This is a genomic window from Pseudomonas putida group bacterium ESBL64, from assembly GCF_045277175.1.
GTDB classification, from domain to species: Bacteria; Pseudomonadota; Gammaproteobacteria; order Pseudomonadales; family Pseudomonadaceae; genus Aquipseudomonas; species Aquipseudomonas alloputida.
Window position 1 is genome coordinate 1,236,660 of the sequence record NZ_CP145799.1, and the last position, 20,397, is coordinate 1,257,056.

The 20,397-nt window shown below is 63.7% G+C and carries 18 protein-coding genes; 6 read left to right on the plus strand and 12 right to left on the minus strand.

What is annotated here, in order from left to right:
- The first annotated feature begins 28 nt into the window (after positions 1–28).
- From V6093_RS05555 to V6093_RS05575, 5 genes are all read left to right on the plus strand, one after another.
- Positions 29–709 (plus strand): C39 family peptidase, encoded by a 681-nt coding sequence (locus V6093_RS05555; RefSeq protein WP_003253917.1) that lies wholly within the window; start codon positions 29–31, stop codon positions 707–709.
- Positions 710–754: 45 nt separating this feature from the next.
- A complete protein-coding gene (locus V6093_RS05560; RefSeq protein WP_064614697.1) occupies positions 755–1,507 on the plus strand; it encodes a hypothetical protein in 753 nt (250 codons plus the stop codon).
- Positions 1,508–1,553: 46 nt separating this feature from the next.
- Positions 1,554–2,834 carry a hypothetical protein gene (locus V6093_RS05565; RefSeq protein ID WP_004577464.1) on the plus strand — a complete coding sequence of 427 codons (1,281 nt, stop codon included), beginning with the start codon at positions 1,554–1,556 and terminating at the stop codon, positions 2,832–2,834.
- A 135-nt stretch (positions 2,835–2,969) separates the two neighbouring features.
- Positions 2,970–5,171, plus strand: coding sequence for an LTA synthase family protein (locus V6093_RS05570; RefSeq protein WP_406669733.1), 2,202 nt, complete (start codon positions 2,970–2,972; stop codon positions 5,169–5,171).
- Positions 5,172–5,265: 94 nt separating this feature from the next.
- A complete protein-coding gene (locus tag V6093_RS05575) occupies positions 5,266–5,994 on the plus strand; it encodes a thioredoxin family protein (RefSeq protein ID WP_047605153.1) in 729 nt (242 codons plus the stop codon).
- Between the two features lie 766 nt (positions 5,995–6,760).
- Here V6093_RS05575 and ureG read toward each other — a convergent pair.
- From ureG to xerC, 9 genes are all read right to left on the minus strand, one after another.
- Positions 6,761–7,384, minus strand: coding sequence for an urease accessory protein UreG (gene ureG, locus V6093_RS05580; protein ID WP_003253923.1), 624 nt, complete (start codon positions 7,382–7,384; stop codon positions 6,761–6,763).
- 11 nt (positions 7,385–7,395) lie between these two features.
- Positions 7,396–8,070, minus strand: coding sequence for an urease accessory protein UreF (locus V6093_RS05585; RefSeq protein WP_047605152.1), 675 nt, complete (start codon positions 8,068–8,070; stop codon positions 7,396–7,398).
- The gene (locus V6093_RS05590) at positions 8,070–8,615 is read right to left on the minus strand and encodes a HupE/UreJ family protein (protein ID WP_332731958.1); all 546 of its coding nucleotides are present in this window, start codon (positions 8,613–8,615) and stop codon (positions 8,070–8,072) included. Before V6093_RS05590 ends, V6093_RS05585 begins: the two co-directional genes overlap by 1 nt.
- A gap of 18 nt (positions 8,616–8,633) precedes the next feature.
- On the minus strand, positions 8,634–9,137 hold the full coding sequence (gene ureE, locus V6093_RS05595) for an urease accessory protein UreE (RefSeq protein WP_047605150.1): 504 nt from the start codon (positions 9,135–9,137) through the stop codon (positions 8,634–8,636).
- A 9-nt stretch (positions 9,138–9,146) separates the two neighbouring features.
- Positions 9,147–10,850: an urease subunit alpha gene (gene ureC, locus V6093_RS05600; protein WP_003253927.1), complete on the minus strand. Its 1,704-nt coding sequence runs from the start codon at positions 10,848–10,850 to the stop codon at positions 9,147–9,149.
- Positions 10,847–11,164 carry an urease subunit beta gene (locus V6093_RS05605; protein ID WP_010953752.1) on the minus strand — a complete coding sequence of 106 codons (318 nt, stop codon included), beginning with the start codon at positions 11,162–11,164 and terminating at the stop codon, positions 10,847–10,849. Before V6093_RS05605 ends, ureC begins: the two co-directional genes overlap by 4 nt.
- 19 nt (positions 11,165–11,183) lie before the next feature.
- Positions 11,184–11,486 (minus strand): urease subunit gamma, encoded by a 303-nt coding sequence (locus tag V6093_RS05610; RefSeq protein WP_003253929.1) that lies wholly within the window; start codon positions 11,484–11,486, stop codon positions 11,184–11,186.
- A 9-nt stretch (positions 11,487–11,495) separates the two neighbouring features.
- Positions 11,496–12,329 (minus strand): urease accessory protein UreD, encoded by an 834-nt coding sequence (locus V6093_RS05615; RefSeq protein ID WP_179052483.1) that lies wholly within the window; start codon positions 12,327–12,329, stop codon positions 11,496–11,498.
- Positions 12,330–12,606: 277 nt separating this feature from the next.
- A complete protein-coding gene (gene xerC / locus V6093_RS05620; protein WP_004576552.1) occupies positions 12,607–13,521 on the minus strand; it encodes a tyrosine recombinase XerC in 915 nt (304 codons plus the stop codon).
- Positions 13,522–13,737: 216 nt separating this feature from the next.
- On the opposite strand from xerC, the gene V6093_RS05625 reads away from it, so the two are divergent.
- Positions 13,738–14,919, plus strand: coding sequence for an NnrS family protein (locus tag V6093_RS05625; RefSeq protein WP_406669734.1), 1,182 nt, complete (start codon positions 13,738–13,740; stop codon positions 14,917–14,919).
- Between the two features lie 99 nt (positions 14,920–15,018).
- Here V6093_RS05625 and V6093_RS05630 read toward each other — a convergent pair whose 3' ends face one another.
- From V6093_RS05630 to V6093_RS05640, 3 genes are all read right to left on the minus strand, one after another.
- Positions 15,019–17,280 carry an ATP-dependent DNA helicase gene (locus V6093_RS05630; protein WP_406669735.1) on the minus strand — a complete coding sequence of 754 codons (2,262 nt, stop codon included), beginning with the start codon at positions 17,278–17,280 and terminating at the stop codon, positions 15,019–15,021.
- Positions 17,277–18,926 (minus strand): VRR-NUC domain-containing protein, encoded by a 1,650-nt coding sequence (locus V6093_RS05635; RefSeq protein ID WP_014861310.1) that lies wholly within the window; start codon positions 18,924–18,926, stop codon positions 17,277–17,279. Before V6093_RS05635 ends, V6093_RS05630 begins: the two co-directional genes overlap by 4 nt.
- Before the next feature lie 125 nt (positions 18,927–19,051).
- Positions 19,052–20,359 (minus strand): MFS transporter, encoded by a 1,308-nt coding sequence (locus tag V6093_RS05640; protein ID WP_406669821.1) that lies wholly within the window; start codon positions 20,357–20,359, stop codon positions 19,052–19,054.
- Positions 20,360–20,397: the final 38 nt, after the last annotated feature.

Below are 20,397 nucleotides of genomic sequence, written 5' to 3' on the forward strand. Positions count from 1 at the left end.
TCTTCAACACACCCTAAGGCATCCGATCATGCGTATTTTCGCCTTGGCGTTTTTGCTGTGCCTGGCCAGCGTGAGCGAAGCTGCACAAATGCCGCTGTCCGTCCTGCCGGGCGGCGCTGTGGTGTTCAAACCGATCCAGAGCTTGCGTGAACGCAAGTTCGCCGACCTGGTGCAACAAAAGACCGACTTCAGCTGCGGCGCCGCCGCGCTGGCGACCATCCTGCGCCAGGCGTACTGGCTGGATGTGGACGAACATCAGATCATCGAAGGCATGCTGGCCCACGCCGACCAGGACCTTGTGCGTACGCAAGGCTTCTCGATGCTCGACATGAAGCGCTACGTCGAAAGCCTCGGGATGCGTGCCCGCGGTTACCGGGTGGCGCCTGAAACCCTGCACAGCGTACGCATTCCTGTCGTGGTGCTGATGGATGTGCGCGGCTACAAGCACTTCGTGGTCATGCAGAAAGTCGACAAAGGTTGGGTGTACATCGGTGATCCGGTGCTGGGCCACAGGCGATACAAGGTCGACGATTTCCTCAAGGGCTGGAACGGCATCATCTTCGCGGTGATCGGCCAGGGTTACGACAAGAACAACATCCTGCTCGACCCGCCCCTGCCACTGACCGCCAAGGGCCGGGTGAACAACTTCACCCCCGTGCAGGACTCAGAGCTGCTGGACTTCGGCTTCATCAGAAGCGACTTCTTCTAACGACTGTTCTAATGACAAGGAGCATGAAGCTCCAGGGAGCATTTCATGAAGACTTCATTGTGGTTGGCCATCGCCTGCCTGGCAGCCAGCCTGCCCAGTCACGCAGAGGCGTTGAAACCCATCGAACTGAAGGACCAGGAGCTGGCCAACCTGCGGGGCCGCTATGTGATGCCCGGACGAATCGTGAGCTTCGGCATTGTCATGTCCAGCACCTGGCAAAATGCAAAAGGGGATGTGATCGGGGCAACGTCCACGCTGCAGGTTCAGCAATCGACCATCAAACCCCAGTTCTATGTATCGATGATCGATAGAAAAGGCGCAGGTGCGGCGCCGAGCAGCGCGTCTGCGGCCGGGACTGGCGTGGTAACGGGCGGCAACGGCCTGACCACCACCGAAGGTGTGACCCAGGTGGTCCGTGCAGCCGGTGACAACAACGCCGCTTACAACAACGTCGACATCAACGTGACCAAAGCCAACCAGGCCCCCGCTGCACAACAGCAAGGCCAGGTACTGGCCGCCGGCCAGACCCTGGTCGGGGAAAATGGCGCCGGCGCGCTCAGTGTCTCCTCAAGCGGTGTGGGCGTGCAGCTCAACATCAATGCCAGCAATAACCAGGGCAGCAGCGTACAACGCCTGGCCCAAGGTGGCCTGTTGCAGAACTCGACGCTGCTTGGCAACGGCAACCTGGTCAACAACGTCACTACCCTGAACGTTGTCATGCGCGAGAGCGTGCCGACAGCGGCTTCCCTCAACGGTAGCCTCGACCAGCTCAAAGGTCTTCGCACCTTCGGATACTGATCTACGCTCAGTCTCATCAAAAGTAGTTGGAAGGGACGGCAACTCCATGTACCGATCTTTTACGCTCAGAGCTTTTGTGTGCTTGACTACCTTGGCCCCCGCCACCGCACTTTATGCAGCCGCCGACCCACAAGTCGAAGCGCTGAAACAGGAACTGATTGAACTCAAACGCCGCTATGAGGCACAGCAACAGGCACTGATGGTGCTGGAGCAACGTGTGCGTCAGGTCGAGGAGGCCCCTGCTGCCGCGCAACCCAAACGCTTGGTCAAGTCTCCGGCCGAGGGGGTGAAAGGTGCGCAGACCGTCGCCTCTGGCGCACCGGGCACTACAGGGAGCTCCTACGGCCAGGCGCTGACAGCCGATTCCGAGCCGGCGCAAAGCGTTTCCAACCTGTATGACGAAGCCAGCGGATTCTTTGGCGGGGGCAAGTTCAGCTTCGAAACCGGCGTTACCTATACCCATTACGATACCCGTGCGCTGACCCTCAATGGCTTTCTGGCACTGGACTCGATCTTCCTCGGCAGCATCAACCTTGACCGGATCAAGGCTGACAACTGGACCCTGGACATGACCGCGCGCTACAACCTGGCGCAGCGCTGGCAGTTCGATATCAACGTCCCCGTGGTTTACCGCGAGTCCACCTACTCGTCTGGCGGTGCGGGGGGAGCCGGGGCAACCACTTCCGATGCCAGCGTGACCCGCGACCCGGAAATCGGCGATATCAACGTCGGGGTGGCCTACAAGTTCCTCGACGAGGACGAAACCTGGCCTGACGCAGTGGCCACCCTGCGAATCAAGGCACCGACCGGCAAAGACCCCTATGGCATCAAACTGCGCGAGGTGGACGGCAACAACAACCTCGCGGTACCGGAAAGCCTACCGACCGGCAACGGTGTATGGTCGATCACACCGGGCATCTCGCTGGTCAAGACCTTCGACCCGGCCGTGCTGTTCGGCAGCCTGTCCTACACCTACAACATGCAAGACTCGTTCAGCGACATCAGTCCGCAGGTGAACAGCAAGGTGCCGGGTGACGTCAAGCTTGGCGACTCGTGGCAGATCGGCGGTGGCATCGCCTTTGCCCTTAACGAAAAGATGAGTATGTCGTTCTCGGTATCCGACCAGTTCGCCCGCAAGAGCAAGATCAAACCTGATGGCGGCGACTGGCAATCGATCTCCAACAGTGACTACAACGCCGCCAACTTCAACATTGGCCTGACCTTCGCCGCCACCGACAACCTGACCATCGTGCCCAACCTGTCCATTGGTCTGACCGATGACGCACCTGACTTTTCTTTCAGCCTGAAATTCCCTTATTACTTCTGATAGTTGCCATCGGCCGGGCCTGTGCGAACGGGCCCGGCTTTGGTTACAAGCCTTGTAACCGGCCGCCTTCCCTGCCCAGGCCTGATATCATCAAGCACAGATGCATGACGATTTAATGGCAAAAGGGAAGTTTTTGTGAAGAACCTGTCCGACCACCCAAGCACCCGGCTTGCCGCTTTGGCGGCCCTGGTGCTGGTGATCCCACTGGGTACGCGCGCCATGCTGGGTTGGTCCAACCCGTTCGGTTACCTGTCCGATCTCGCCCTCGGCAGCCTGTTGATAGTGCTGCTACACCGCAGGCCGTGGTGGCTGGCGCTGCCGGTGCTGCTGGCCTGGGCGGCGCTTTGGGTGGCCTCGGCCGAACTGGTAAGCGCAGTGGGCCGACTGCCCACCAGCGCCGACCTTAACTACCTGACCGACCCGCAATTCATGGAGAATTCGACCGGTGGCGGCCTGGCCCATGCCTGGCTGCCCTGGGCCCTGGGTGGCGGCCTGCTGGCCTGGCTGGCCTGTGCGTGGCGCAGCCGTGCACGGCGTAACCTGCCACTGCCGCCCAAAGCCTGGGCCATACCCGTACTGCTGTTCGGCGCGCATTGGGGCAGCCAGCAGTGGGTACCTTCCGATGCCGACCAGTGGCGGCAATACAACCTCCCCCACCAGTTGATGTCTGCCGGCGTCGGTAACCTGCAACGCCAGGTCGAAGGCTGGATGGGCCGCACGCAACCCTTCACCCCGCTGGCCAGCAGCGGCCTGACTCAATCCGACCTGCATGGGCAAAGGCTGCTTGCCGGCCCTGGAAGCGCCCGCAACTTGCTGGTGATTACCCTGGAAGGCATCCCAGGCGCCTACCTGCAGCCTAACCGCCAGGCGCTGAACAGCCGTTTCAACGACGACTTGATGCCCAAGCTCAGCAAGTGGGCCGAGCGCGGCATGAACACCCCAGACTACGTGCTGCACACCCACCAGACCATCCGTGGCCTGTATGCGATGCTGTGCGGCGATTACGACAAGCTGGCCAACGGCACGCCCAAGGGCGTAGAACTGCTGACCCAGAACGAACGCAACCAGGCCTGCCTGCCGGCGCAATTGCGCCAGGCCGGCTTCACCACCCACTACCTGCAAGGCGCGGGCCTGCGCTTCATGGCCAAGGACCGCATCATGCCGCACATCGGTTTCGATTCGGTGCATGGCCAGGAGTGGTTCGGCAACAAGAACTACCTGGACTTCCCGTGGGGCAAGGATGACCGCGCCTTCTTCGAAGGTGCCCTGGGCTATGTGGGCCAGCTGCAGAAGCAGGACAAGCCATGGATGCTGACGTTGCTCACCGTGGGCACCCACCAGCCCTATTCGGCGCCGGCCGAGTACCTCGAGCGCTTCGACACACCGAAACAGGCAGCGGTCGCCTACCTGGATGACGCAGTCGGGGCATTTCTTGACAATCTCGAGCGCCAGGGCGTCCTCAAGGACACACTGGTGGTGGTGACTTCCGACGAGTCTCACGGCATCGATGGCGTGCGCCTGGCGTCGTCCTGGGGCTTCAACCTTACCCTGGCGCCGGAGCAAGCCCAGCTGCCAACCATCAAGCGCGGCACCTACGGCCATATCGACCTGGCCACCTCGCTGCTCGACTACTTCGCACTGCCCATTCCTGTGGCGCTTGGCGGTCGCTCGTTGTACCGCGACTACGACAGCGGCCGCGAAATGATCTCCTACACCAACGGCATGCTGCGCTACCACAATGGCCAGGGCCTGTTCACTGAATGTGACTTCCAACAGCGCTGCCGGCGTTATGCCAGTGAGGGCTTTATCGCCGACCAGGCCCGCTACCTCGGGCCGGCCGACAGCTTGCTGGGCCAACAGATCGGCGCCTTGGCCGGGGTGCTCGACCAATCCTTGCTGCAAACCCCACTCAACCTGCGTTACCAGTTTGGCGGCCCTTCGCCGATCAAGTTGCGCAAGCGCATTCACGATGACTGGGCCGACAACCTCATTGGCGCACAGTATCTGGAAATGCCCGGAGGCTCGCATACCCGCGTGCGGGTCAAGGTCCGCTCGCTGGACCCTGAACGTGCGGCTTATATCCGGCTCAAGGCCAAGCAGTTGGAACAGGACGTGCCGCTGGGCCTGCCAGAAGAGGTAAAGGTCACTGCCGACGCGCCACTGGAGATGGAGTTCAGCTTCGACAACCCGACCGAGCGCAAGGCGTTTTCCTTCCACTTGCTGGGCTATGGCGGCGGCAAGGTAGAAGTCAGCGACTTCAGCGTGATCACCGCCCTGCCGGGTGAGGATGACGGCGCCGATGAGCTGGCCGAGGGGCATATCGCTCATTCGGGTTAAGCAGGTACCGCTCATCGCCCGGTCACCGGTGCTTGTCGAATCGACCTGGTCGTACTCGACCAAGGTGTGAATCCCCCAGCGAGGAGACAGCACCATGAGCACCCGCGAAAGCAGGCACCCGGTGGTTTCCCGCAGCCAGTGGCTGGCGGCTCGCCAGCAACTGTGGCTGCACGAAAAGGCGTTTACCCACCACCGCGACGCGCTAGCTGCAGCCCGTCGCGCCCTGCCTTGGGTAAAGGTCGAGCAGGATTACCGCTTCTTCGGCCCGAACGGCGCGTTGAGCCTGGCCGACCTGTTCGCAGGCCGCAGCCAGTTGTTGCTTTACCACTTCATGTTCGCCGAGGGTTGGAGCGAGGGCTGCCCCGGCTGCTCTTTTCTGGCCGACCACTTTGACGGCGCCAACCTGCACCTGGCCCACCACGATGTGTCGCTGGTGGCGGTGTCACGGGCCCCGTATGCCGAATTTCAGGCATTTCGCCAGCGCATGGGCTGGCAGTTCCCGTGGTATTCGTCGCATGGCAGCCCCTTCAACGAGGACTTTGGCGTCAGTGTCGGCAGTGAAGGCCAGCGGCAGTACAACTATGAGCCGTATGAGGGCAATGATAGCGAGCTGCCCGGCTTGAGTGCGTTTGTCCGCGAAGGCGACGGCAGCGTGTACCACACCTACTCAACCTACGCCCGCGGGCTGGACATTCTGGTCAACACCTACAACTTCCTCGACATTGCGCCACTGGGGCGCAATGAAGGTGGGACCATGGACTGGGTGCGGCACCATGACCGCTATGAAGGGCAACCGGACAAGCCTCACTGTTGTCACAAATGATGCAGGCAACACACACCTGTGGGGCAACTGTCTTGATCAACATTCGAAGGCTTGCGCGGTCGCCCCGTAGGAGCGGGTTCACCCGCGAAAGGGCCGGGCCTGCTGGCCAATCTCGACCCGCCGTTCACCGTTGCCGCCGCTACCGTATTCGCGGGTAAACCCGCTCCTACACACAGATCGTTGGTGGACACACATCGGTGGTTTGACACAGCCCGTCGTGTAGGAACGGGTTCACCCGCGAAAGGGCCGGGCCTGCTGGCCAATTTCGACCCGCCGTTCACCGTTGCCGCCGCTACCGTATTCGCGGGTAAACCCGCTCCTACACCTGATCGGGGGTGGACACACATCGGTGATTGGACACAGCCCGTCGTGTAGGAGCGGGTTCACCCGCGAAAGGGCCGGGCCTGCTGGCCAATCTCGACCCGCCGTTCACCGTTGCCGCCGCTACCGTATTCGCGGGTAAACCCGCTCCTACACCTGATCGGGGTGGACACACATCGGTGATTGGACACAGCCCGTCGTGTAGGAGCGGGTTCACCCGCGAAAGGGCCGGGCCTGCTGGCCAATCTCCACCCACCGTTCACCGTTGCCGCCGCTACCGTATTCGCGGGTAAACCCGCTCCTACACCTGATCGGGGGTGGACACACATCGGTGATTGGACACAGCCCGTCGTAGGAGCGGGTTCACCCGCGAACACCGGCAGAGCCGGTGCCATCCACCGCGTTGGTCGCTGTGCGGACATGCCCGCACAGAGACCTCGCTCTGTCAGGCTCGCACCCCCAGCATCCCGCGCTCAACGATAAAGTCGATCACCGCCTGCAACCCCTCGCCCTTCTTCAGGTTGCTGAAGGTCCAGGGCCGCTGTGGCCGCATGCGCTGGGTGTCGCGCTCCATCACCTCCAGTGAAGCCCCTACATAAGGCGCCAGGTCGGTCTTGTTGATCACCAGGAAGTCGGACTTGGTAATGCCTGGGCCGCCCTTGCGCGGGATTTTCTCGCCCTCGGCCACGTCGATCACATAAATGGTCAAGTCAGCCAGCTCCGGGCTGAACGTGGCGCTGAGGTTGTCACCGCCGCTTTCCACGAAAATGACTTCGAGGTTACCGAACTTGCGCGCCAGCGCTTCGACCGCCGCCAGGTTCATCGAGGCGTCTTCACGAATGGCCGTGTGCGGGCAGCCGCCAGTTTCAACGCCAACGATGCGCTCCGGCTCAAGGGCGCCGGCCTCGGTGAGGATGCGCTGGTCTTCCTTGGTATAGATGTCGTTGGTAACCACGGCAATCTGGTAGTGATCGCGCATGGCCTTGCACAGCGCTTCCAGCAGAGCGGTCTTGCCAGAGCCGACCGGGCCGCCGACACCGACGCGCAGGGGTTGTTGATAGCTTTGCATGCAGGCAGTCCTCAGGAACGGAACAAACGGGTGTATTGGGTTTCGTGACGCGATGAAGCGATGGCCAGCAGCGGCAGGCCGCCGCCAAGCTGGTCATCGCCCAGGGCCAGTGCCTGGTCCAGTGCAGCGGGCAAGTCGGCGCCAAGGTCGCGCAGCAAGGTCTGGGCAGCCTGCTGGCCGAACGGCACCAGCTTGACCCCGGCCATGACTGCACCCTCCAGCCAGGCAAAGCCATGGCCCAATGCCAGCTGGCGCAGCGGGATGGCCCAGTGTGCAGCCAGCCAGGCCATGCCGCCCAACTGGGTCAGCTCAAGGCTGGCGCGCCAGGCGGGTGCCTGGCCCAGTTGCCAGCCGTCGAGCAACCGCGCCAGCGCTGCGCCGCGCTGCTGTTCTTCCAGGCGCAGCTCGGCGGTTTCGCGGTTGGCCAGCAAGAACCGGCTCCAGTGACCGAACGCTTCGGCGTCCTCAGCCTGGCAGGCCTGGTACAGACGCGCCAGCACCGGCCAGTCGAGGCAGGCCAGGGTGTCGTGAACCTGCTCACGCTGCCAGCCGGCAAAACTGTCCACGCCCCGAACCCAGCCGGCCTCGACCGCCCACTCCAGGCCTTGCGAATAGGTAAAACCACCCACCGGCAAGCCGGGGCTGGCCAACTGCAGCAGGCGCAGCAGCGCCAGGTCGCTGTTCATCAACCGGCCAGTACCAGCGCGGCGCCGGCCAACAGGCCACCGCCAAAGGCCTTCTGCAGGCCGCTGTGGCGGCGCAGCAGGCAACCGACTGCAAAGCCCGCCGCCAGCAGCAAGCCGCTGACCACGACAAACCCCGCGCTGAACTGCCAGAACGCGCTCGGCGTGGCTTCTACGCCATGTGCCCAGCCATGGAACAAGGCGAACACCGGCATGGCCATGGCCAGCAGCGACTGGCGGCTCGGCAGCAGCACCGCCCCGGCAGCCACCAGCAGCGACGCGGCAATCAGGGTTTCCATGCCCAGCACATCGCCGAACAGGTGACCGCACACGGCGCCACCGAACATGGCCGCCAGGGTCGCCAGGGGCAATGTCAGGTTGCGCCGGGTCAACGCGGCGAGCACACCGGTGCCCAGCAGCATCAGCAGGTGATCGAGCCCGGTCAGCGGGTGCAGCAGGCCGTCCTGCAGCGGGTTGCTGTCATGGCCTGGATGGGCGAAGGCTGGCAGTGCCAGCATCAACAGAAACAGGGCGAAAGTCTTTTTCATCGGTTGCTCCAGGGCAGTTCAGGAATGGGCAGGCAGGCGTACGAACGGGTGATCGTGGCCATGGGCATGACTGTGGCTGTGGCCATGCGGTGCACTCTGGTAAGCGCCCGCTTCAGGCTCGAACGGGGCCTGTTCGGCCTCTACCGTCAGGCCCAGCCCCCGCAGCATGTCGTCCAGCACATGGTCGTGTTGGAAGCGCAACAGCCCGGGTTCGATCTGCAGCGGCACATGGCGGTTACCCAGGTGGTAGGCGGCGCGGGCCAACAGGTGTGGATCGGTACAGCGCACCGTCGACACCGCCTCGGGCGCCGCCAGCACGCGGATCAGCTGGGTGCCCTCGGCATCGGCCAGCAGTTCACCTCCGCGCAGCAGGTGGCCGCGCTCCAGCATCAGCCCGGCTTCGCGTCCATCGTCCAGGGTTACTCGCAGGCGGCTCTTGATACGGCTGTCCACGTCGAGGGTGACAGTGCCACTGACAACCCGCGTACCGGGTTCGGAGATACGGCGGCTCAAGACAATCATGGGTGCTCCTCAGAACAGGAAATAGCGCTGGGCCAGCGGCAGTTCGCTGGCCGGCTCGCAGACCAGCAGCTCGCCATCAGCACGCACCTGATAGGTCTGCGCATCGACTTCGATCAGCGGCTGCAGGGTGTTGTGGACCATGTCCGGCTTGCGTACCCGCCGGCAGCCGTTGACCACGCCAATCAGGCTGCGCAGGTTAAGCGCCTCTGCCAGCCCGCGGTCCATTGCCGCCTGGGGCAGGAATGTCATGCGTGTGGCATGCCGAGCCGCCCCCAGCGCGCCGAACATCGGCCGATAGTGCACCGGCTGGGGGGTGGGTATGGAGCCGTTGATGTCGCCCATGGGCGCGGTGACGATCATCCCGCCCTTGAGCACCAAAGCCGGCTTGACCGCAAAGAACGCTGGCGACCACAGCACCAGGTCGGCCAGCTTGCCGACCTCCACCGAGCCCACTTCGTGACCGATGCCATGGGTGAGTGCCGGGTTGATGGTGTACTTGGCGATGTAGCGCTTGACCCGAAAGTTGTCGCTGTACGGGGTGTCCGGTGCCAGCGGCCCGCGACGCAGCTTCATCTGGTGCGCCACCTGCCAGGTGCGCAGCACCACCTCGCCAACCCGGCCCATGGCCTGGGAGTCGGACGAGGTCATGGCAAAGGCGCCCATGTCGTGGAGGATGTCCTCGGCAGCGATGGTTTCGCGGCGAATGCGCGACTCGGCGAAGGCCACGTCCTCAGCGATGCTCGGGTCCAGGTGGTGGCAGACCATGAGCATGTCCAGGTGCTCGTCCACGGTGTTGATCGTGTACGGCAGGGTCGGGTTGGTCGAGGATGGCAGCACGTTGGCCTGCCCCGCCGCACGGATGATGTCCGGGGCATGGCCGCCACCGGCACCTTCGGTATGGAAGGTGTGGATGGTGCGGTCGCCGATGGCCGCCAACGTGTCTTCGATACAGCCCGACTCGTTGAGGGTGTCGGTGTGAATCGCCACCTGGATATCCATTTCCTCGGCCACGCCCAGGCAACAGTCGATGGCTGCTGGCGTAGAGCCCCAGTCTTCATGCAGTTTGAGCCCGACAGCACCTGCGGCAATCTGCTCGCGCAGCGCGTCCGGCCGCGAGGCATTGCCCTTGCCCAGCAGCCCGATGTTGATCGGCAAGCTGTCGGCGGCCTGCAACATGCGCGCAAGGTACCAAGGGCCGGGCGTGCAGGTGGTGGCATTGGTGCCAGTGGCCGGCCCGGTTCCACCGCCGATGAACGTGGTGACACCGCTGTTCAATGCCTCGTCCACCTGCTGCGGGCAAATGAAGTGGATATGCGAATCGACCCCCCCGGCGGTGACGATCTTGCCCTCGGCCGCGATCACCTCGGTCCCCGGCCCAACCGGCACGTTCACGCCCGGCTGCACATCGGGGTTGCCGGCCTTGCCGATCACCGCAATGCGTCCATGCTTGATGCCGATGTCGGCTTTGACGATGCCCCAGTGGTCGATGATCAGCGCATTGGTCAACACCAGGTCCATGGCCTCGGCCGCCAGCATCTGGCCCTGCCCCATGCCATCACGAATAACCTTGCCGCCGCCGAACTTCACCTCTTCGCCGTAGATCGTGAAGTCTTTCTCGACCTCCACCCACAGCGCAGTGTCGGCCAGGCGCACGCGGTCGCCAACCGTGGGGCCGAACATGTCGGCATAGGCCTGACGGGAAATACGGCTCATGCCCTGCCCTCCAGCGCGCCCATCACCTTGCCCTGAAAACCATAGACCTCACGCTTGCCGGCGTACGCCACCAGTTGCACGGTACGCGCCTGACCCGGCTCGAAGCGCACGGCAGTGCCGGCCGGGATGTCCAGGCGAAAGCCCAGGGTTGGCGCACGGTCGAATACCAGCGCGTCGTTGACCTCGTAGAAGTGGTAGTGCGAGCCGACCTGCACCGGCCGGTCGCCATGGTTGGCCACACTGACGCTGACCGTTTCTCGGCCACTGTTCAACTCGATGTCGCCCGCGGCGACCTGGATTTCACCTGGGATCATGCGACGCTCCTTGGCGGTTTCAGACGATGGGGTCATGCACGGTCACCAACTTGGTGCCATCCGGGAAGGTCGCTTCGACCTGTACGTCGTGAAGCATTTCAGCGATACCGGGCATCACTTGCTCACGGGTCAGCACTTCACGCCCCAGGCTCATCAGCTCGGCGACTGTGCGGCCATCGCGGGCGCCTTCGAGCACCGCGGCACTGATCAGCGCCACGGCCTCCGGGTAGTTGAGCTTCAGGCCACGGGCCAGCCGCCGCTCCGCCAGCAGCGCGGCAGTGAACAGCAGCAGTTTGTCTTTCTCTCTCGGGGTAAGCTCCATGGCGCTCTCTCAGGTAGCCCAGATACGCGGCGGACAGGCTGGCAGGCCGAGGATGGCCGGGCGCAGCACATGCCACAGGCGTTGCAGGGTGCGTTGCAGGTGTTGGTTGTCATGGTCGAGCACGCGGATCACCAGCAACGACCCGAGCAGGGTCGCACCGGCCGGGTTGCCCAGTTCATCGAGTAGCGGGCGCACCTGCTCCAGTACTGCCTGATCGGCAGGTGCGGCACAAAAGGTGGCGAGTAGCGGATGCCCACCCAGCTTGCCCAGGTGCCCGCCTGCGAGCCGCAGGCGCTCATGCAGGCCAACCTCGTCAGGCAGTTCGATGTGCAAAAGGCTGTCGAGGGCGCCGTGGTCGAAACGCTCGTTCATGACCGGACGGCCCAGGCACAGGGTTTCCCAGGCCAGCAGGCGGGCGCCCGGCTCGAGGGTAAAACGGCTGGCGAGGCTGGCGCGGGCGCCGGAGAAGAAGATGCTGTCCTGCGGCAGCCACTCCAGGGTGCTGCCCGCGGCCATGTGGAAGCGTTGGGTCAACCGCGCGGTCGGGCCAATGCTGCGGTAGAACTTGCTGGCGCCGGGCATGGTCAGCAGCGCGTGGCTACCCGGCTCCAGGTGAATGTCCAGTTCCAGGCGGTCGCCGGCGACGATACCGCCTGGCGGGTGCAGGACATAGACATGGCACGGCGCACCTTCAGGATAGAAAGGCCGCTGCACCAAAAGAGGTCCGAAATGCTTCCACGCACCAAGGCGGGTCACGCCGTCACGCTGGACAAAGCGCAACTGCAGGTGAGCACTCCAGCCTGCATCGTCTTGTTGTTGTTCGATCTGCTCCGCGAGCGACATCCTGCGGCCCCTGAAATCCGTGGCCTGCTGGCCGTTTAGAGGGTCCGGCGCGGGCGCCTGCTAGCGCGCACGGCCTGACCACTCGATCAAATTCGCAGGCTGGATATAGCAGGTTGCGGGCCAACTTCGCAGGTGAACGATGATGAAACCTGTGCGGTGCCCGCTCTGGCATCGGGCATGCGGGGGAATGGCGCACAAAGCAGGGGCGTGTGTCGGCCCTGTTTCGGTGCCGGCATACGTGAAAAGGGGGCTGCTTTGAGCCCCACAATTTCAAGCCTCAGTAATCGAAGCGGTCCACGGCACGCCGACGCTCGTTGTCATCACGCCGGTCATAGATGGCCGTGGTCTGGATATTGGCATGGTGCGCCAGCTTCTGCGCAATCGACAGGTCGTGCTCTTCGATCACCCGGGTAATGAATGCCCGGCGAAAATCGTGCGGCATGATCTTCACCCCCACCTGCGCGCCGCGCTGGCGGGCAATGTAGTAGATCGCATGCTTGGTAATGCGCGCCCGGGTAATGTGGTTGCCGCGACGGATGCGGTTGAACAGGAACGGGTCATCTTCCGCCCCGGCAGGCAGGTCCTGGCGGCGCAGTTCAAGCCAGGCCTGCAGCTTCTCGAACGCCCACGGCGGTGCGTACTTGACCAGCTGGTGGTTGCCCTTGCCCACTACCTGCAGGCTGCGCGCCTCGAAGTCGACCTGGTCGAGGTCGATGTCGACCGACTCCGACTTGCGCATGCCGGTGCCGTACAGCAAGGCAATGATCGCCGCATCACGTACCCCCTGTGGCCGCGGGTCGGCGGCGCACACATCCATCAGCTCGCGGATCAGGCTGCGGCGCAGGTTGCGCCCTGGCGGCAGGCGACTGCCCGTGGCGGGCTTGACCTCGCGAATACGCAACAGCTGCTCGTGGTCGATCAGGCCCTGACGCCAGGCCTCGTTCATCACCCCGCGAATCGCATTGACGTACAGCGACGAGCTGTTGGGCGCGTAGCCATCGGCACGCAGGGCAGCCACCAGTGCAATCACATGGCCCGGCTCGAGCCGATGCCAAGGCACATCGACAATGTTGCAGTCGACAAAACCTAGCCGGTCGGCGGCGTCCTGAAGAATGTAGCGCATGGTTTGCTGGCTGGATGGGGCCAGACGGGCCATGTACTGCAGCAGCGGATTTTTCGAGAGGTCGGACAAAACGTGAATCCTGTAGCGAAGCGTCAGCCGGCACTGAACCAGGCAAACCCTGAAGCAAGTCAAAACGACATACAAGCCAGTCTGAATGACCGCAATACGCGCGTGTCATTCGGACCCTGAGAAGTGCCATCACCTTGATATTCAAGGGCTTTGCAAACTGGCACGGATCGTGATCTTACCCCAATTGAAGCCTACTGAACGAACCAAGGACTGCCCATGCTCTTGCAACCCACTGCTTCACGCCCACGCCAAGCCGTCTGGAGCCTGGGTTTTCGCCCGTTCTTCCTGGGTGGCAGTTTGTTTGCGCTGATCGCCCTGCTGTTGTGGGCCGGCGTACTGGCTGGGGCACTGGCCCCTGCACCGCCCGGGGGTATGCTCGCCTGGCACCGCCACGAGATGCTTTACGGCTTCGCCGCCGCCATTATCGCGGGTTTTCTGCTGACCGCCGTGCAGAACTGGAGCGGCATCCCAGGCATGAGCGGGCGGGCGCTGCAGGGTGTGTTCCTGCTTTGGCTGCTGGGGCGGGTAAGCTGGTTCATGCCACTACCGGGTAGCTTGCTGGTACTGGTCGAGGGCAGCTTCCTGCCATTGGTGGCATTGAGCCTGGCACGACCGGTCCTGCAACGGCGCCTGCGCAACAACTACCCGATCGTCGTACTGGTGCTGTTGATTGCCGCCTGCCAGTGGCTGACCTTGGCCGGCTGGTTGCACCAGGACGAACTGTGGCAGCGTCGTGGAATATTTGCCGGGCTGTGGCTGGTGACGGCGATGATGACCGTACTCGGCGGCCGGGTCATACCATTCTTTACCCGCCGTGGCCTGGGTTACCTTGACGCGGCCCCTGCCCGCCCATGGCTGGACCGAGCCTGCCTGTTGCTCGGCGTCGCAGTACCGCTGGCGTTTGCCACCGGCCTGGCCGATACGCCGCAAGCAAGCCTGGCGGTGCTGTTTTTTGCCTTGTTCGCGCTGCACGCGACCCGACTGGTGCTGTGGCACGACCGTGGCCTGTGGCGCGTACCGTTGCTGTGGTCGCTACACCTGGCCTACGCCTGGCTCGCCCTGGCCTGCCTGGGCATGGCGTTGTGGCATAGCGGGGTGGCCCTGAGCCCGAGCCTGGTGACCCACGCGCTGACCGTTGGCGCCATGACCGGGCTGATCCTGGCCATGATGGCGCGGGTCAGCCTGGGCCACACCGGCAGGCCATTGCAGGTGCCGACCAGCATTGCCTGGGCCTTTGCCCTGATGCAACTGTCGACCTTGGCCCGGGTGATTCTGCCGCTGTTCACATCGCTGGGGGTAAGCGTTTCGGCACTGTGCTGGAGCCTGGCGCTGTTGCTGTTCCTGCGCCATTACCTGCCCATCCTGCTGCGTCCCCGGGCAGACGGAATGCCCGGTTGACGTGCTTGGGCCGCCTTGCGGCGGTGTGCCATGAGGGGAACTTGGTGGGTGGTTTGCTCACCCTCCTGATTGCGTCTGATCGCCAAAGGCGAAAGACCGCTAGACAATAGCCGCTGCCCACCACCCTGGAAACATCTGCTGCACCCGGGGCTCGGCGAAGCGTTCGTCAATCAGCACCAGTACGCCACGGTCCTGATCACCCCGAATAACCCGGCCCGCCGCCTGGATCACCTTGCGCACGCCCGGGTAGAGGTACGCGTAATCGAAACCCGCGCCAAATTGCCGCCCCAGGCGCTGTTTGAACTGCTCGTTGACCGGGTTGACCTGAGGCAGCCCCAGGGTAGCGACAAACGCACCAATCAGCCGCGTGCCGGGCAAATCCACCCCTTCGCCGAAAGCGCCGCCCAATACGGCAAAGCCCACACCTCGGCCATCGGCGACAAAGCGATCGAGAAATGCCTGGCGGGCCGCCTCGTCCATGCCCGGCTCCTGTGACCACAGCGGAATCTGCCCATGCTGCTCGGCCAACAGCCCTGCCACCTGTTGCAGGTATTCGAAGCTGCTGAAGAACGCCAGGTAGTTACCCGGCATGCGCTCATACTGCCGGGCAATCAGGTCAACGATCGGCGCCAGGGAGGCTTGGCGCTGCTGGTAACGGGTGGACACCTGGCTGGCAATGCGCACCTCCAGCTGTTCGGCACGGAACGGCGCGGCCACGTCCAGCCAAGCGGTATCGGCTGGCATGCCCAGCAGGTCGCTGTAGAAGTGCCGTGGGCTCAACGTGGCGGAAAACAGCGTCACACTGCGCGCCGCCTGCATGCGTGGTGCCAGCAGCCGCGCCGGGGTGACATTGCGCAGGCACAGCGTGGCCAGCCGCCGCTTGCGCGGGCCCTGGCGCTGGCTGATGTCGAACAGAAAGTGCTCGTCGAACAGCTCGGCAACCCGGCAGAACTGCAAGGCCTGATAGTAGAACTGCAACACCTGGGGGTCGATGTGCGCGGGGGCCTGGTTCATCTGCTCCTGAATCACCCCGACGCACTGCTGCAGGGCGCGCAGCAGGCCTTCAGGCAGCGACTCACTGGCTTGGTACGGCGCACGCTGCTCTTTATACAGGGCGTTCCACTGCCTGTTCAGGCGGTCCAGCGCACTGACCAGCCCAAGCGGTTTGCTCTGGCGCAACGCCAGCAGCTGGCCCTGGTCAAGGCTGGCGCTGTACATGCCGCGCCCACGCTCGACCAGGTTATGCGCTTCGTCCACCAGTACTGCCACTCGCCACTGGTTGAGCTGGGTCAGGCCGAACAGCAAAGCATGCGCATCGAAGTAGTAGTTGTAGTCGGCGACCAGCACGTCGGCCCAACGCGCCATCTCCTGGCCCAGGTAGTACGGGCACACCTGGTGCGCCAAAGCCACTTCACGCAGGTTGGCGCGGTCGAGCAACGGCAGTGCTGCTGCAGCCTCGCGCGCAGCCGGCAAACGGTCGTAGAAACCTGCGGCCAATGGGCAGGACTCACCATGACAGGCCTTGTCCGGGTACTCACAGGCTTTGTCGCGGGCGATCAACTCCAATGTGCGCAGGGCAGGTTGGGCCGTGGCATCGGTGATCTGGCGCATGGCATCCAGGGCGAGTGCCCGGCCTGGTGTCTTGGCGGTGAGAAAAAACAGCTTGTCCAGCTGCTGCGGCACCATGGCCTTCAGCAGCGGGAACAAGGTACCAAGGGTTTTGCCAATGCCGGTGCTGGCCTGGGCCATCAGGCAACGGCCGGTGCTCACCGCTTTGTACAAGGTTTCAGCCAACTGCCGCTGGCCCTTTCGGAACTTTGGGTAGGGGAAACTCAGCGTCAGCAGGCCTTGGTCACGGTCGGCCAGGCGTCGTTGCTGCGATCGGGCCCAGCCCAGAAAGCGCTGGCACTGGGTTTCGAAGAAGGCCTGCAGCTCGGCAGCCGAACAGTGCTCCGTGAACAGCGTCTGGCTGTCGCTGTCCACGTCGAGGTACACCAGCGCCACCTCGATGGCGGGCAGTTGCCGTGCCTGGCACATCAACCAGCCATAGACCTTGGCCTGCGCCCAGTGCAACTGACGGTGATTGGCCGGTTGACGCGCCAGATCGCCACGGTGCGTCTTGATCTCTTCCAGGCGATTGCTGCCAGGGTCATAGCCATCGGCGCGGCCCCGCACCCTGAGGGTTTCGAACTGGCCTTCAAGGGCGATTTCCGACTCGTAGCCAGCAGCCCGCCGTGCCACCACCCGCTGATGCCCTTCGATACCCTCCTGGGCGGTGGGCGATGGCGTGAAGCGCAGGTCCAGGTCGCCGACCTTGGCGCTGAACTCACACAAGGCGCGCACCGCTACGCTGTAGCTCAAGGCGTTTCGCTCCAGCGCACGTGGCACACCGCGACCGGCAGGCCGTGCTGCCTGCAGAACTCCAGCCAGCGCAGCTGATTGTCCTGCAGGCGGTCACCGGGCCCCTTGACCTCGACCATGCGATAACGGCCCTGCTCGGGCCAGAACTGAATCAGGTCGGGCATGCCGGTACGGTTGTTGCGAATGTCCTGCAACAGGCGCAGGAAACATTGCTTGAGCGCCGCGGCCGGCAGGCAAGCCAAGGCCTGCTCCAGCAGTTCCTCGCTGAGCATGGACCAGAACACGAACGGCGACTGCAGCCCCTGTTTGGCCACGTAGCAGTCGAGAATCGCCTGCCGATGGCTACCCTCGTCGAGCCTCCCGAGGCAGCGTTCGAACAGTGCACTGCGCCGTTGCTGGAAGTCGCTGTCGTGCAGGTCCTGTGGCGCGGCCTGGAACGGGTTGAAGAATGCGCCGGGCACCGGGGCGAAGATGGCCTCCCAGCACAAAAGGCCAAACAGGCTGTTGAACAGCGTGTTTTCCACGTAATGCGCCTGCCCCCCCTCTTGCATCAGGTGCTGACGCACGGCTTCTTCAACGCCCAGTGCAGCGTCCCCGCGGGGCAGTTCGAGCTCGATCAGTTCCAGCGGCGTGGTGCGCTGGCGCCGCTGTGGCGGGCCGCCGAGTTTGCGCGCCAGGCGTGGCAGCATGCGCTGCAGCGCCTGCACCTCCAGCGCGTTGGCAGGTGCCGCAGCCAGTTGCACCGCCAGTGCATGGGCCTGGTGCCACTGTTCGCTGCGCTCCAGCACCCTCACCTGGCGAATGCGCGCCTGGGGATGGTTGCATTGCGCATACACCGCCGTGGCCAGGTCCCATTCACCCAGGCGTTCGCATTGTTGGCCCACGGCGAATTGTAGCCGCGCATGGCGCCGGGCCAGCCAGGGGTTGCTGCTGTGCAGGCCCTGCAGGGTGGCAAGGATCGGCAGGGGGTCGCCGCCCTGCTCCAGGCGCTCGGCGCACTGGTGCAGCGCCATGGCCAGGTCGACATCGTCACGTTGCTGCAAGGCACGCGAATCGGAGCTGAACGGCACCTGCTCGTAACGCAGCAAGCCCAGGTCGGCAAGGACGAAGTCTGACCAGTCCTGGTACAGGTTGCCGAAGAACAGCAGGCGCATGCGGTCGCACAGAGGTTGCAGGCACCACTGGAGGATGCGCACCTCGCTGTCAGGAAACCACTCGACCAGTGACCGGGCTGCCAGCGCCAGGGGTTGCAGCTGTGCCAACAACTCATGCTTGGCCGCGCGCGGGCGGTTCAGTTGCCGGGCGAAGCAGCGGGCCAGCTCTTCCTTGCGCAGCAACGCGAACAGCTGTTCAAGGTCCAGTTGCTCGGGCTCCCGTACCCAGCCGAGGGCCAGCAACGGCTGCAGCGCCAGCGCAGTATCGCCGATTTCGGCGTAGTCGAGCCGATCGCTGCGAAACAACTCGCCTTTGCGCATCACCATGCGCACCATCAAAGCCTGGGCTGGCGCTTGCAGTTGACTGAAGGCACGGATGAAGGCCAGTTCCTGGTCATCGAGCAGGTCCTGGTAGCGCTGTTCGACCCACAGCACGACCTGGCGGAAGTTATGCAGGTAGTAGAACGGGTCGTCGACGGAATGGGCGATCACGGGCGGAAGTCAGATGGCGGCAACAGGCACTGTTTATACATACAGATACCCCTCCATGACAAGCGCCGCGGGTCGCGTCACAATCAACCAAGGGTTCAGGGGCTGCACTGCAGCCCCCGTAGCGTTCACGCCTGTTCAGTTGCGCCAGCCATCCCGCCTGCCTCGACCTTGGCACTGCCAATGGGTGCCTGTAGCAGCAGGAAGTACGCCACCGCCGAGCACAGCGCCACCACCGCGCTGATCATGAACGCTGTGGTGAACGAGCCCGAGTACTGGATGCTGAAGCCCGTCGCGATCGGTGCCACCGAGCCTGCGATGTAACCGCCGAAGTTCTGGATCGAGCCAAACGAGGCCACGCGCTGGCTGTCGACAATGGTGTTGACGATCATCCAGGCGGTGGCACTGGCCATATTGATGCTGAACAGCGCCAGGCAAAGCAGCATGATGCACCCCGTCAGGCCGGTGACGAACGACAGTGGCAAGGTGAACAGCGCTGCCAGCAGCAGGCCAGTGATGACACTGAACTTGCGGCTGCCCAGCACGCTCATGCCACGCCTTACCAGCCAGTCACAGAAGCGCCCGGCAACGATGGTACCCGCCGCACCGAAGCCATACGCCAGCGACACCACCCAGGCGGTCTTGTACAGGTCCAGGCCATGCTCGCGCTCGAAGTAGCCCGGCAGCCAGGTCAAGTGCAGCCAGAGCATGTAGATCACCCCCATGAAACCCAACACCGCGCCCCAGGTACTGCGGTGCTTGAACAGATCAAGCCAGCCGGCAAAGTACGAAGCCTTCGGCGCGGTTGCCGTGGCGGCCGCAGCCTGGCGCTCACTCGGCAGCGGTTTGCCCTCGGCGGCAAGCTCTGCCAGAAAACGGGCCTTGCTCTTGTAGAAGGTCAGCCAGCACAGCGCCAGTACCACGCCGATCACGCCGGTGATGATGAACATGCCGCGCCAGCCAAAGTTGACCATGAACAGCGTCAGCAACGGCGGCGCCAGGCAGGGGCCAAGACAGGTCGACGACCAGACCACACCGGTCGGGGTGCCGCGCTCGTTGGCGTCGAACCACTCCGACAATGCCTTGGCCGCCGATGGGAACATCGGCGCTTCGCCAATCCCCAGCAACACCCGCAGGCCCATGAAACCGGCAAAACTGTTGACCATGCCAAACGCCGCCTGGGCAACCGACCAGCCCAGCAACGAGGCGCCGAGGGCGATCTTGCTGCCCAGGCGGTCGATGATCATGCCCATTGGCAACTGGGCAAAGGCATAGGCAATGGAAAACGCCGACAACAGGATGCCCATCTGCGACGGGCTGATCATCATGTCTTTCTGGATGGAGGTGTTGGCGATCGACAGCGCACTACGGTCCAGGTAGTTGACGATGCCGATCAGCAGCAGGAACACGACGGTAATGCGCTGGTACTTCTTCATTGGGTTCATGTGATGACCTTTATTATTATTGTTGCCGC